General features: G+C 44.9%; 14 protein-coding genes. 13 read left to right on the top strand and 1 reads right to left on the bottom strand.

The window, feature by feature from the left end; genetic code table 11:
* The first annotated feature begins 37 nt into the window (after positions 1 to 37).
* The 9 genes from RQP52_RS30860 to RQP52_RS30820 all read left to right on the top strand — a co-directional run bounded on the left by RQP52_RS30860 (position 38) and on the right by RQP52_RS30820 (position 6,773).
* Positions 38 to 1,252, top strand: coding sequence for a branched-chain amino acid ABC transporter substrate-binding protein (locus RQP52_RS30860; RefSeq protein ID WP_315955388.1), 1,215 nt, complete (start codon positions 38 to 40; stop codon positions 1,250 to 1,252).
* 73 nt (positions 1,253 to 1,325) lie between these two features.
* Positions 1,326 to 2,312: a branched-chain amino acid ABC transporter permease gene (locus RQP52_RS30855; RefSeq protein WP_315955387.1), complete on the top strand. Its 987-nt coding sequence runs from the start codon at positions 1,326 to 1,328 to the stop codon at positions 2,310 to 2,312.
* A 57-nt stretch (positions 2,313 to 2,369) separates the two neighbouring features.
* A complete protein-coding gene (locus tag RQP52_RS30850; RefSeq protein WP_379174942.1) occupies positions 2,370 to 3,632 on the top strand; it encodes a branched-chain amino acid ABC transporter permease in 1,263 nt (420 codons plus the stop codon).
* Positions 3,629 to 4,414, top strand: a complete 786-nt coding sequence (locus tag RQP52_RS30845; protein ID WP_315955386.1) for an ABC transporter ATP-binding protein — start codon at positions 3,629 to 3,631, stop codon at positions 4,412 to 4,414. The genes RQP52_RS30850 and RQP52_RS30845 overlap by 4 nt, the downstream gene beginning before the upstream one ends.
* On the top strand, positions 4,411 to 5,118 hold the full coding sequence (locus RQP52_RS30840) for an ABC transporter ATP-binding protein (RefSeq protein ID WP_315955385.1): 708 nt from the start codon (positions 4,411 to 4,413) through the stop codon (positions 5,116 to 5,118). The genes RQP52_RS30845 and RQP52_RS30840 overlap by 4 nt, the downstream gene beginning before the upstream one ends.
* 86 nt (positions 5,119 to 5,204) lie before the next feature.
* Entirely contained in the window at positions 5,205 to 5,363 is a 159-nt protein-coding gene (locus RQP52_RS30835; protein ID WP_315955384.1) for a DUF3934 domain-containing protein, read from the top strand.
* A 122-nt stretch (positions 5,364 to 5,485) separates the two neighbouring features.
* Positions 5,486 to 6,022: an RsfA family transcriptional regulator gene (locus RQP52_RS30830; RefSeq protein WP_315955383.1), complete on the top strand. Its 537-nt coding sequence runs from the start codon at positions 5,486 to 5,488 to the stop codon at positions 6,020 to 6,022.
* Between the two features lie 55 nt (positions 6,023 to 6,077).
* Positions 6,078 to 6,287, top strand: coding sequence for an alpha/beta-type small acid-soluble spore protein (locus RQP52_RS30825; protein WP_161411024.1), 210 nt, complete (start codon positions 6,078 to 6,080; stop codon positions 6,285 to 6,287).
* 186 nt (positions 6,288 to 6,473) lie between these two features.
* Entirely contained in the window at positions 6,474 to 6,773 is a 300-nt protein-coding gene (locus RQP52_RS30820) for an iron-sulfur cluster assembly accessory protein (protein ID WP_315955382.1), read from the top strand.
* A 58-nt stretch (positions 6,774 to 6,831) separates the two neighbouring features.
* On the opposite strand, the gene RQP52_RS30815 is transcribed toward RQP52_RS30820, so the two are convergent.
* On the bottom strand, positions 6,832 to 7,545 hold the full coding sequence (locus RQP52_RS30815; RefSeq protein WP_315955381.1) for a GntR family transcriptional regulator: 714 nt from the start codon (positions 7,543 to 7,545) through the stop codon (positions 6,832 to 6,834).
* Positions 7,546 to 7,860: 315 nt separating this feature from the next.
* Between RQP52_RS30815 and RQP52_RS30810 the strand changes: the two genes are divergently transcribed.
* The 4 genes from RQP52_RS30810 to RQP52_RS30795 all read left to right on the top strand — a co-directional run bounded on the left by RQP52_RS30810 (position 7,861) and on the right by RQP52_RS30795 (position 13,227).
* On the top strand, positions 7,861 to 9,195 hold the full coding sequence (locus RQP52_RS30810) for a hypothetical protein (protein ID WP_315955380.1): 1,335 nt from the start codon (positions 7,861 to 7,863) through the stop codon (positions 9,193 to 9,195).
* 74 nt (positions 9,196 to 9,269) lie between these two features.
* A complete protein-coding gene (locus tag RQP52_RS30805; protein WP_315955379.1) occupies positions 9,270 to 10,382 on the top strand; it encodes an ABC transporter substrate-binding protein in 1,113 nt (370 codons plus the stop codon).
* Positions 10,383 to 10,458: 76 nt separating this feature from the next.
* Positions 10,459 to 12,117, top strand: a complete 1,659-nt coding sequence (locus RQP52_RS30800) for an ABC transporter permease (protein ID WP_315955378.1) — start codon at positions 10,459 to 10,461, stop codon at positions 12,115 to 12,117.
* Between the two features lie 12 nt (positions 12,118 to 12,129).
* Positions 12,130 to 13,227 (top strand): ABC transporter ATP-binding protein, encoded by a 1,098-nt coding sequence (locus RQP52_RS30795; protein WP_315955377.1) that lies wholly within the window; start codon positions 12,130 to 12,132, stop codon positions 13,225 to 13,227.
* Positions 13,228 to 13,231: the final 4 nt, after the last annotated feature.

Below are 13,231 nucleotides of genomic sequence, written 5' to 3'. Positions count from 1 at the left end.
CATTTTTGCGTACCAAACTATCTGAGGAGGATGTTTCATGATTTTGAAAAAGACGGCTCTACTGATCTCAGTATCGGCGCTTGCCATTAGTGTGTTGGCAGGATGCGGAAATGAAACAACTTCTAGTACTGCTACAGGAACAACTACACCCAGCAGCACAGTCACGAAGAGCGTCATCAAAATTGCTACTCAGTCCCCCTTATCAGGAGGCAGCGCCGTTCAAGGTGAAGCGATTAAGCTAGGCGCCCAAATGTCCTTGGATGACCACAAAGAAGAGTTTGCCAAGTTAGGCTTTGACCTCCAATTGGTCCCTTATGACGACCAGGCAGATCCCAAAAAAGGCGTTGCCAATGCCGAGATCATTAGTGCTGATCCAGCCATCCTCGGAATTGTAGGGCACATGAACTCGGGCGTAGCAATCCCCTCCTCCGTTGTTTACGAGAAGAACAATATCGTCATGGTGTCACCGTCGAACACAGCGACGGAAGTAACGGATCGAAATCTGAAGGTCGTAAACCGAATTGTTGCCAGAGATGATTTTCAAGGCCCTGCAGCGGCTGATTATGCTTTTAAAACAGTGAAAGCTAAAAATATTTTCGTCATTCAAGACAAAACAGCCTATGGCCAAGGCTTAGCGGAAGCGTTCAAAGACGCGGCGACGAAGCAAGGGGCGAACATAGTCGGCTATGAGGGAATTACCGTAGGCGAGAAGGATTTCAACGGGGTGCTGAACATTGCGCTCAGCAAGAAGCCGGATTTCGTATTTTTCGGAGGCTTATATGCCGAGGGCGGTTTGTTGATCAAGCAAGCTCGGGACAAAGGAATTACAGCGCCTTTCATGGGGGCTGACGGTTGGGATACACAAGGTCTGGTTGATGTAGCCGGCGATAAAGTCAAAGATGCCTTGTACGCCTCCATCTCAACGGATATTACGAAATCATCAGAAGGTATGAAATGGGCGGATCAATACAAAGCCAAGTTCGGCAAAGCGCCAGACGGATACTCGGCATACGCTTATGACTGTATGACGATTATTCTTAACAGCATTAAAGCCGCGAGCAGTGCAGACGGCGGGAAAGTGCCTGCCCGTGATAAAGTTCGCGATGCGGTGCGCGCCACCAAAGATTTCCAAGGCGTGGCTACGAAGGTTTCCTTTGACGGCAAAGGTGACAATACATATGCAAAAGTGTTTATTTACAAATTTGATGGCCCGAAATATCCAGGCACGATGATTTCTGAAGTAGGGAAGTAACGTTAAGTAAAGAGGTATGTGCTCAGTAGATATACCTCTTTACGTTTTATTTATCAGCGAAAGGAGAAGCTCAATGATCCTTAACATCCTGCACGCACTCCCCCAAGTATTGATCGACGGGCTTGCTTTAGGAGCTATCTATGCGGTCGTTGCCTTAGGTTATACCATGGTTTACGGCATTCTTGAACTGATCAATTTTGCGCATGGTGAAATTTTTATGACAGGGGCATTCGTTGGAACGGGAGTCTTATTCCTTTTCCAATCGACAGGATGGCTTGGCGGGATGCCGGGATGGGTCGCCTACGTTCTGATTCTCGCTATCGCCATGCTGGTTACGGGATTGCTCGGGGTTGGGATTGAACGAATTGCTTACAAGCCTCTGCGAAAAGCACCAAAGCTCATTTCGCTGATCTCCGCGATTGGTGTATCCTTCGTGGTTCAAGATATCGTTCGATTTATCTCTGAATTGCGAACAGGAAACTACATCATTAGCAGTATTACGTTATTCGATAAAAGCATGACCATCGGCACGTCATCGCTCAGCTCTTGGCTCGGTGACGCGTCTTTGAAAACCAATACGGTCATTATCATCGCAGTGGCTGTTTTTTTAATGATCGGCCTTGATTTTTTTATTAACCGTACCAAATGGGGAGTCGCCATGCGAGCGGTTGCGCAAGATCGGGAAACAGCTTCGTTAATGTCGATAAACGTGAATAAAATCATTATCCTGACTTTTTTCATCGGATCCGCTTTGGGTGGAGCAACTGGGGTTTTATTTGCGCAGCAATATGGAACGATCGATCCGTTTATCGGCTATATATTAGGGTTGAAAGCGTTCACGGCAGCTGTGCTTGGAGGTATAGGAAACATTCGGGGAGCCATGTTCGGCGGACTGGTCATTGGCATTCTCGAGATGTTTGCTTCTTCAAATCTAGGTTTACTGACGGGCGGCAGCTTTGGTTCAGAATATAAAGATGTGTTTGCTTTTATGATACTTATCATTGTATTGATTTTTAAGCCGGAAGGTCTGTTTGGTAAAGCCGTCAAGGAGAAAGTGTAGGTGACTCAGGTGACTCATATGGATAAAATCAAACAAGCATTAGCGCAGAATTCGAAAATGCAAGCTCTGATCCTTGTTCTTCTTGTCTTGGTTTCAGCGCTAAGTGTATATATGATGGCTAAATCGGTCATCGCCTTTTTATTATTGCTGGCATCCTTGTTGCTGCTGCACTACACCTCCTTCACGGATAAGGTCAAATGGATCATTGGCGGTATCCTGGTCATTCTCATTATTCCGTTTGCTACATCGGGAGGCCCTGCATACGAGTCTTATATGGAAGTTGCAACGCAAAGCGGAATTTATATCGCAATGGCGCTCGGACTAAATATTGTCGTAGGATTTGCAGGTCTGTTAGACTTGGGTTTTGTCGCTTTTTTCGCAATTGGAGCTTACACATACGGCATCTTCTCTACCGCACAAGCGAACAAGTTCCTAACGGGAGATTTCTTTCCACTTTCAGGCTCAACGTTTTGGCTGTTCATTTTTATTGGCGGATTTATGGCTGCACTGTTCGGCATGCTCCTAGGTTTGCCTGTTCTCAGGGTGAAAGGCGATTATCTGGCAATCGTGACTTTGGGCTTCGGTGAGATTGTTCGGATCATCTTCAATAACTTAGAGAAGCCGATTAATATTACGAACGGCGCAAAGGGCATCTCGTCGATTAAGCCGCCCGATCTGTTCGGACTTGAATTCACGCATCCTCATGAATTTTATTTCATTGTGATTGCGATATTGGCGTTCGTGATTTTCGGGGTAAAACGATTCGAGCATTCCCGCATAGGACGTTCCTGGAAGGCCGTTCGAGAGAATGAAATTGCCGCCCAATCTATGGGCGTTCCGCTAATTCGCACGAAGTTGACAGCATTTGCTGTTGGAGCATCGTTCTCCGGTATGATGGGGGTCGTTTTTGCGGCCAAACAGACGTTTATTGATCCGTCCAGCTTCACCCTGCTTGAATCCATTACGATATTAGTCATGGTGGTATTAGGCGGAATGGGAAGTGTTCCCGGCGTTATACTTGGAGCTGCGCTTATTACGATTCTTAACTTGCAGGTGCTTACGGAATTTGCGAATTGGCTGAATCAATTAACGCTGCAAGGCGTCGTCCACATTCCTTTTGCTTTATCCCCGGCCAAGATGCAGCGTTTCATATTTGGGGCTATTCTGATTCTCTTTGCTGTCTTTAGGCCCAATGGCTTGATTTCCGTGAAAAATCGCAAAGTGAACGAAAGGCTGATTCAGGAGCGGGTTTCATCTAAATCAACATCAACAACGTCGGTGAAGCCAATATCCCCACCAAGCGGAGGGATCGTCCAATGACCGTTTTGAGAGTTAAAGATGTGGTCAAACGTTTTGGCGGTCTAGTTGCCGTTAATGGTGTTCAATTTGATTTTCAAAAAGGGAAAATCTCCGCAGTTATCGGTCCGAATGGCGCCGGGAAGACGACATTTTTTAATATGATTACCGGAATTTATACGCCTGATGAAGGTGAAATCGAATTGGAAGGCAAGTCGATTGTGAACGTCAAGCCTGATCGCATTACGGAAAGAGGCATTGCCCGTACTTTTCAGAATATACGCTTGTTTGGCAATATGACGGTGATTGAAAATGTGATGGTCGGTATGCATATCCATTTGAAAGGTGGAATCGTCAGCACTTTACTAGGATTCACGAAAACTCGGCTTGAGGAACAACAGGCGATTGACCAAGCCTATCGGTTATTGCAGTATGTAGGTCTTGCTTCCTCTCTCAATGAAAATGCAAACAGCCTTTCTTACGGAGCGCAAAGACGGCTTGAGATCGCGAGAGCGCTCGCGGCAAAACCTAAAGTACTGCTGCTCGATGAACCCGCAGCGGGAATGAATCCGAGTGAAACCAAAGATTTGACAGCGCTTATTCGAAGGATTCAACGGGAAATGGGCATTTCAATTATATTGATTGAGCATGATATGAAACTCGTCATGGAATTGTCCGATCACATCCTAGTATTGGATCACGGTGAGAAGATTGCGGAAGGTTCTCCGCATGAGGTTCGTTCGAACCCGCGTGTCATTGAAGCCTATTTAGGTAAAAGTGCCTTAGTGGAAGGGGTGAAAGGATGAGCTTATTACAGCTTCAAGGGGTCCATGCTTATTATGGAGGTATTCAAGCATTGAAAGGGATCTCACTTCATGTCCATGAGGGAGAAATTGTTACCTTGATCGGTTGTAACGGAGCGGGGAAGTCCACGACATTGAAATCTATTTGCGGTCAAGTGAAAACGAAAGGCTCCATCCTGTTTCAAAATCTAGACATTTCGAGTTGGCAGCCTCACCAAACGGCAATGGAAGGAATCGCACATGTTCCGGAAGGCAGGCGCATATTCCCCAAGCTAACCGTCAAAGAGAATTTGGAGATGGGCGCATTTTCCGTGAAAGATAAAAAAGTGATGAAAGAGCGTATGGAGCAATCTTTTGATTACTTTCCACGTTTGCGAGAACGCTTAAACCAAACGGGAGGCACCATGAGTGGCGGCGAACAACAAATGTTAGCAATCGCCCGCGCACTTATGATGAAGCCCAAGTTGCTGCTGCTTGACGAACCGTCGATGGGGTTGGCTCCGGTTATCGTGGATCAAATCTTTGACATTATCCGGGAATTGAACCGAACCGGGATGACGATTCTACTTGTGGAGCAGAATGCTTATCAAGCTCTGCAAATTGCGAATCGCGGTTATGTCATACAGACCGGAGAAATTATTTTGGAGGATGACGCCAAGATATTGCTAGTCAACGATCAAGTTAAAGAAGCTTATCTAGCGGGATGAATTCATTTCTGCACGAATAAATTAAGATTAATTCCATTTTCATGATACAATAGCTTTCTATCAGATGAATGGAACGGAGTGATTACATGAGTAAAGGCAAAGGAACCGGCAGAGGAACGGACAAAAAAGGCTGGAATAGGTGGCAAGCTAGTGCAAATCGAGCAAAAAGCGCACCGAAACCGTACAAAAGCAAAGGGGTTAAAAAAGAAAGTGACAATCAAGTAAGCGCCAGCAGTAAAGAATAGATTGCAAACTAGTTAAAAGAGACCTACATATACGATATGTGGGTCTTTTATGCATGTCCATTGAATAAAATTAATATTACAGGTAACAATTTCTAATAACATAGTAAAGAAGGTGAACTAGAATGAAAGATAAAAGACGAGAAGATGCTTGGACAGATAATCATGATGTAACGTTAGCTCAAACGGTAATTAGTCACATTAAAAATGGGAGTACGCAGCTTGCCGCATTCGAAGACTCAGCGAGCAAACTGAATCGCACGGCGGCCGCCTGTGGGTTTCGGTGGAATAAAGAACTGAGGCATCAATACGAAACTGAAATCAATGACGCTAAATTTTTCAGGATGAAACGCAAACAACAAAAAAGAGACATCCATGCAGCGATTCCTGTCATGCCAACATTGGATGATGAACCCATCATGCCGAAATATGAGGATGCATTTAGGCAAATCATTAAGATCGCGAAGGATCAAGCGCAAAAATTTGAGCAGTTGCTTCACGAGAATTCAAAGCTCAAACTTGAAATAGATGAATTGAGAAGCCAGAAGGAAAACGTAAACATCGTAAGAAGCAATGAAGATGTGGCCACAGAAGATCTTCAAACCTTCCTCAAAATTATGAACAGAGCAAGAAATTTAACTTCTTTGAATTTGAATGTATAAGTCTTCCTTTCACTCCACATGATAAGATTACACCACGAGAAGGAGTGATTTATTTATGGCAAACAGTAACACATTAGTTGTTCCAGAAGCAAAAGCGGCTTTGAATCAATTGAAATTTGAAGTTGCTCAAGAGTTAGGGATTGCGTTGCAACCCAATGGCTACAATGGCAATCTGGCGACACGCGATGCCGGCTCAATCGGTGGTACCATCACCAAACGGTTGGTACAAATAGCTGAGCAGCAATTGCAAGGTTTTAGACGCTAATTAATTACGAATAGCAAGAGGTAAAAAGACTACAATCACTCTTCCTCCTTGGGTGAATGCAGTCTTTTTTATGTTGGGAAGTTGAGAGCAACTCCACCTCTTTTTTAAGTATGTTTGGAATATTTTATAGGCGATTGGGTGAAGTTAGGAAGGCTAAACTAATCTTGATTCAAGGAGAAAACCACGATGAAATGCAAAATAAACCGGAACGCAGCTAAAGTTTTAAAGGATATGTTGAGTCAAGAAGGTGCGGAGGGTAAGATGGTCCGAGTCATTCTTACACAGAATCATGGGGACCATGGCCATTATGACGTTATCCTGGATCATGCAACTGAAAATGATGAAATTGTAGAAACCGATAAAGGGATAAATGTGCTGCTAGACAAAAGAGAGAGCCTGTTAGACGGCGTTTGGATTCAATATTTTCATGTTCCAGAAGAAGGTTTTTTTATTACGAATCCTTCTACAGGATTTCTTGAGAAGTAATGGAATGACGTATATTCTTGTCGCGAAAGATGGACAGGAACATACGTCGTTTTCATTTCTATTCACGTTTAATAAAAAATTTAAAAACACTATTTTTCAAATAGTCCAGCGAATAGAAGACAGGTCGATCATCTTCATCGAAATGAAGTTGTTTTAATAATAAAATTTCATTGCCGAGCACGTTCACCGCATTCTGATCCATCTCTTCGGAGCTGCTTAATGCGCAAATTTCGGTGATGGCATAGGCGATGTTGATGCCCATCCTGCTCTTTAAGAAATCAAAGATAGCTCCTGAAAATTCCCCCTCAAAATGACCTGCCACCAAACTCTGCGGGAAAATATTATAATAAAATGCCACTTTCTTGCCGTTTGCTGTTCGCGAACGCTCCAAAATGACAACCTTTTCCTCATCATCGATTTGTAATTGTTTTTTCCAATCCTCCTCGGGCTCTCGTGTGTAGATCTTGATGTCTAATTCGCTTTCGATATACCCCTCATTTTTAATCATTTGACCCACACTTTGCAGCTTGCTCAGCGGATTGATAATGAAATCCGGACGATTGTTGACATAGGTCCCGACACCGTTTCTGCTTATGAGCACTTTCTCCCGCTGAAGCATCTTAAGCGCTTCCCGGAGTGTAGGGCGGCTTACCTCGTATTTCTTGGCGAGCTCCGGCTCAGACGGAAGCTTGTCCCCCGGCTTAAGTTCTCCTTCGTTGATGCTTCGTTCAATCTCTTCTTTGACTCTGAGATAAAGCAGCTTTTTTTCCAAATTTCAGCGATTCCTCTCTATAGGTTGATGATGGTATGTTCAACGTTTACATAAAATTTAAAGCTGTCTGACAACAATAGTGTACCACATTTTTTGAAATTTAAAAGACTAGTTAAGCCATATTATTAGCAAAAACATGCAGTTTATCTACACAATTATTTAACATTTGATTGATTGACACAAGCGAGATATCTTACCTATAATTTTAGATGTCAGACAGCATGATACGCATCGAGGAAGGAAGGAGGACTTGCTGAAAAAAGGGTGACAGGATATTGAAAGAAAATAACTTGAATTCACGGAGGGGCTTTTTAAATGAGGAAAAAAATGTTAGGACTCATGTCGATTTTAACTTTGGCGGTTCCTTTCTTCACTAGTGCGAGCACCACTCATGCTGCAAGTTATTCAGAGCTGGCTGCCTACTGGGCGCCTCAGATTTACCAGGATGTCAATGCTGATCTTGATGTAAGGGCGGATTTTATTACCAATTTCAACTATGACGGCGATTATTTGGCTCGGAATAACTGGGATAATCTCTCCAATTACAATGAGAATGGGTATGTCTACTATAAAGTGTCCGAAACGACAACGCATTACTTTATCGAGTATGACTTGTTCCATGCAAGAGATGATGCTTACACTAGACCGCTTGATGCCCATGAAAATGACCTTGAAGGCCTATTCCTTGTCATCAAGAAGGATGGATCCAACTATGGGTCGTTCCAGTTGATGGAAACCATGGCGCATAATCAATGGTACGATTACACGAATGATCCCAACATTACCTCTGGTTCTGACAACGTTGACGGTGGCGTTCTCTTCAACGGAAGCCATCCCATGGTGTTTTGCCAGGCTAACGGACAGAGTCCTAGCGGAGGGCATGGTGTCAAAGCCTACGACGGATCAAGCGCGCCAGGCGGAGATGGTATTGTCTACGATTACACGGGTGTAGCGCAGTTTCCGACGAATACCTCTGGCAGCTATACGAACCATTACGGCTATGCATTAATCGAGTGGGGAGATCTTTGGAACCGCCGGAATGACCCTAACATTTTCTCTTCTTGGGGGACCATTGCAGGAGACAACAATACGGCTAATTCAGCGAATGCACCATGGGGATGGGACGATAGCGATGATGGCCCATCTTTACAGGGAATGAACTGGTCTGATCCAGCTCATCAAGTCGATGTGCACCTGAATGGTCTCGGTAATTTCTCACATACCTATGTGTTTAATCCTTACTACTCTCATAAAATAGTTCTCCAGAACGCGCAAAGTCTTGAAGATCGCGATCCGTTCGGCGGTAAAAGCGATATGTTCATTAAAGCTTATGTCAACGGCCAAGGACAGACGGATGCCAGGTTCTGGAAGAAAAATGATGCGCCTAAAAATCAAGTTTACAATATAGCTTTTGGTGCCAATGACGCTGAATTCGGACCTAACTTCTCAGAAAACTACAACACCGTCTATGTCGCGAAACCATCAAATAGCAATGTTGAAATCCATGTCTACGATTCAGACGGAACTTCCGGTGATGACGATATGGGATATGTATCAGCGGTTGTAGCGCCTGGAACGACCAAATCTTGGACAGATGCACTGACAAGTAATGGACAAGCCAAGGTTTCAGCTACGGTAACTGCGCAATAGGATTATTGCAGGAGAGTAAGTCGAAGTCGATTCAAACCAAATTTGCTAAAGAGAACACATCTAGGAGGATGGAAATGTTTCTGAAACCGAAAGCACGTACTGTAAGTTTGTTATTAGCAGCTTCCTTCATGTTAACCACTGTTTTATCAGGGTGTGGAGCCGGTGGCATCAAGACAGCCAATTCACCGACATCAACACCAGCCAGCACGGCGAGCAGTGAGCCAGCGAAAGCGACGAAAGCACCGGAGTCGAAGAAATTGGTTGTTTACGCAGCATTAAATGAAGATGATATCGTACAAATTCAAAAGAAGTTCAAAGAAGATACGGGCATCGAGATTGAATACTTGCGTTTAAGCGGTGCTGGCGAAGCGAGTACGCGCATTCAAGCTGAAAAGGCTGCGCCTAAAGCGGATATCTTTGTAGGAGGTTCGGTCGAATTCTACGAGCCGCTTGCTCAGCAGGGGTTGCTTGAAAAGTACACGTCTCCTAATGCCAAGGATATCGAAGCTCGTTTTAATGATCCGAAGGGCTACTGGCAAGGTTGGTACATGGGCGTTCTCGGTATCGTTCTGAACAAAGACAGATTCCAAAAGGAGCTTGCTCCAAAAGGTGTCAAAGAGCCGGCGACATGGGACGATCTTCTTGATCCTAACTATAAAGGTCTATTCCTCACATCCAATCCGGCAACAGCGGGCGGCGGTTATATCTTCGTGGCTGACCAATTGTTCCGTTTGGGAGAAGAAAAAGGTTGGGACTATTTGAAAAAGCTTAGCGCAAACGTACATCACTTTACACCGGCTGCAGGAGACGGGATTACGCTTACGGCGACAGGCGAATTCGTAGCGGCCATGTCCTGGGCGCATGATATTGTTAAATCTGCTCAAAAGGGTTACCCGATTAAGGTAATCGTTCCTGAGCAAACGGCTTTTGAAATTGGCGGTGTTGGTGTTGTGAAAGGCGGAGCGAATACAGAGAATGCGAAGAAATTCGTGGACTGGTTGTTAACGAAACCGGTTGGAGAAATGAATACGAAGCTGTCTAACCGTTACTCCGTAAGGAAAGATGTTGCGCCTCCGGAAGGCATGATCAAGATTGAGGATGTTAAACTGGTCAACTATGACAGAGATAAAGCTGCTCAGATGAAAGCAGATGTTGTGAAGAAATTTACAGAAATGACAAGCAAATAATTGATGTAAAGGTACAGCTTGTACACCTCCCCCTGCGGCCAATCGGCGGGAGGAGGTGCATGCTTATAACCGAAAGGTGTGGAAAGATTTGATTTCATCTACTGTCAAAGATACCTGGTCGGAAATAAAGAGGTTGCGGAATGAACCTGCCTTAGCGTTGGGGGTGGCAGCGATCATTCTGATCACATGTTTTTTTGTCATTTGGCCAATCCTGAAGGTGCTAAGCTTCACTCGCCCGGAGGACTATTTTAAACTTTTTACCTTTTCGAGATGGTATCACGCTGCTCTAAACAGTTTATTCATGACAGCTATCTCAACCGTTTCATGTACGGTCATTGCGTTTATTTTTGCCTACACGATTACAAGGCTGAAAGTTCCATTCAAAGGACTCTTTAAATTTATAACGATTTTGCCGATTGTTTCGCCTCCTTTTATTGTTGCGCTATCCTACATCCTGCTCTTCGGCAGGCAGGGAATCATTTCAAAATATGTGCTGCACGTTAATATAGATATCTACGGCTGGCATGGGCTTTGGCTAGTTCAAACGATGACTTTTTTCCCTTATGCTTATGCGGTTATTCACGGTGTGCTGAAATCTACTTCCACCAATCTGGAGTATGCGGCTTATAATCTTGGAGCCTCTCATTGGCAAGTGTTCAAACAAGTTTTTCTTCCCCTGTGCAGACCGGGTATCGCAGGCGGAGCCTTAATTACAGCCATGAACGTTCTGGCTGACTTTGGGAATCCCATGATCATAGCCGGGAATTTTACGGTTCTTCCAACAGAGGCGTATATGCAAATGTCGGGGATGTTCGATCTAAATTCGGCTGCTGTGCTCTCAACCGCGCTGCTGGTTCCCGCAGTTGGTCTCTTTATTTGGAACAGGGCATGGGTAGGAAAGCGTTCTTACATCACCGTTACCGGAAAAGAAAGTTCGCTGGAACATTTTCCACTACCCTTTGCAGTGAAATGGGGGCTATTCGCTTTCTGCATGCTCGTCACGCTCATCGTTCTTTCGGTCTATGGGGTTCTGTTTTACGGAGCTTTCACCAAGACATGGGGATTTGACTGGTCCTTCACGCTGCAAAATCTCCTTTATGTGGAGGCCAAAGGAAGAGAAATTTTCAACAGCTTGAAATTCGCTTTGTTTGCATCGTTAGCGGCCGGATTCTTTGCCTTGCCATTAGCTTATATCGTGCAAAGGAAGCGCATAGGCATCAACCGACTGCTTGATTTCTTGGCAATATTGCCGGGAGCTGTACCGGGCGTATTCTTAGGACTTGGTTTTGCAATGGCCTTTAATGAGAAACCGCTGATGATTTCAGGAACTTCTCTCATTATGGTTCTTGCCCTCATGTTCTGGAATTTACCGACCTGCTTTAGCGCTAGTCTGGCTGGTCTTCAGCAGATCAGCGGAGCGCTGGAAGAAGCTTCACTCAATCTAGGCGCAAGCAACTTCGCTACCTTCAGGAAAATTGTGCTTCCCTTGTTGAAAGGACCGTTTATCTCGGGGATTGTCGTGTCTTTTCTGCGATCCGTTACTTGTTTGAGCGTAATTATATTCATTTATTCGGCGAAAACTTCCGTAGGGACGGTGTCCATTCTTGGATTGGTGCAGAACGGGGCTTGGGGAAGTGCATCGGCCTTTACTGTTGTGCTGATTTCCATCGCCTTCGTGGTGCTGTTGGCAGCACAGTTTTTCTTGAAGAAGCAGGGCAGATCGATAGAACTATAAGTGGAGGAAACCATGAACACGGAGAAACCGATGATCCAAATAGCCAATGTTTCAAAAAGATTCGGAGACTTCGACGCCATCAGTCAAGTGTCTCTCGATATTCCCGCAGGCAGTTTCACAACACTCCTAGGGCCAAGCGGTTGCGGCAAAACGACATTAATGCGGCTGATTGCCGGATTCTATGAACCGGATGCCGGAGACATTTTTATAGAAGGTAAAAATATGAATGAGCTGCCTGTATATAAACGGAATACACCGCTTGTATTTCAAGAGTATGCCTTATTCCCTCATATGACCGTATTCGAGAATATTGCTTACGGTTTAAAGCTGCAGAAGCCAACTCGGCAAGAAGTGAAGGACAAAGTCGATGCGATGTTGAACATGTTCGGGCTTCAAGGACTTCAAGACAGGCTCCCTAGAGCGCTAAGCGGAGGACAACAGCAGCGTGTTGCTTTTGCGAGGGCACTGGTTATGGGGCAGAAGGTGCTATTAATGGACGAACCTCTCAGCAATTTGGATGCCAAAATGAGAGTGGAAGTAAGAGATGAACTCAGAGAGCTGCAGCAACGATTGGGCATTACCGCTATTTTTGTTACGCATGATCAAGATGAAGCGTTATCGATTTCGGATCGAATCGCAGTGTTTAACAAGGGGCGTATCGGGCAGGTGGGGACACCTTGGGATATCTACTTTAAACCGGAAAGCAAGTTTGTTGCCGATTTTGTCGGTACGGCTAATTTTATAGAGGGCGGAGTAGTGGCTGAAGAGGGGGAAGATTTGATTGTAAAATGCGGAACCGCCGTATTTCGTGTTTATCGAAGCGATTCCCCCTTCCGGACAGGTGACCGGGTGACGGTTGTCATCAGACCGGAATGCATCTCCTTCGTCGATAAGACGACGGAAGGTCACAATGTTTGGAGCGGCGTCATTCAGAGAAGCAGCTTCCTGGGGCGTATGATCCGTTACTGGATCAATGATGCTCCGCAGCAGTGGATTGTCGATGACTCAAGTCCTAGTATGCGAGGATACCTGCAGGGCACGGTTCATCTGGCTTTGGACAAGCATAACATTCATTTGCTGCCATTCGAGAAGGGTACAATGACAAACTAATGAT

It is taken from the genome of Paenibacillus violae, from assembly GCF_032461945.1.
GTDB lineage: Bacteria > Bacillota > Bacilli > Paenibacillales > NBRC-103111 > Paenibacillus_E > Paenibacillus_E violae.
Note: the sequence above shows the minus strand (reverse complement) of the source record. Positions and strands in the feature narration are given on the sequence as shown.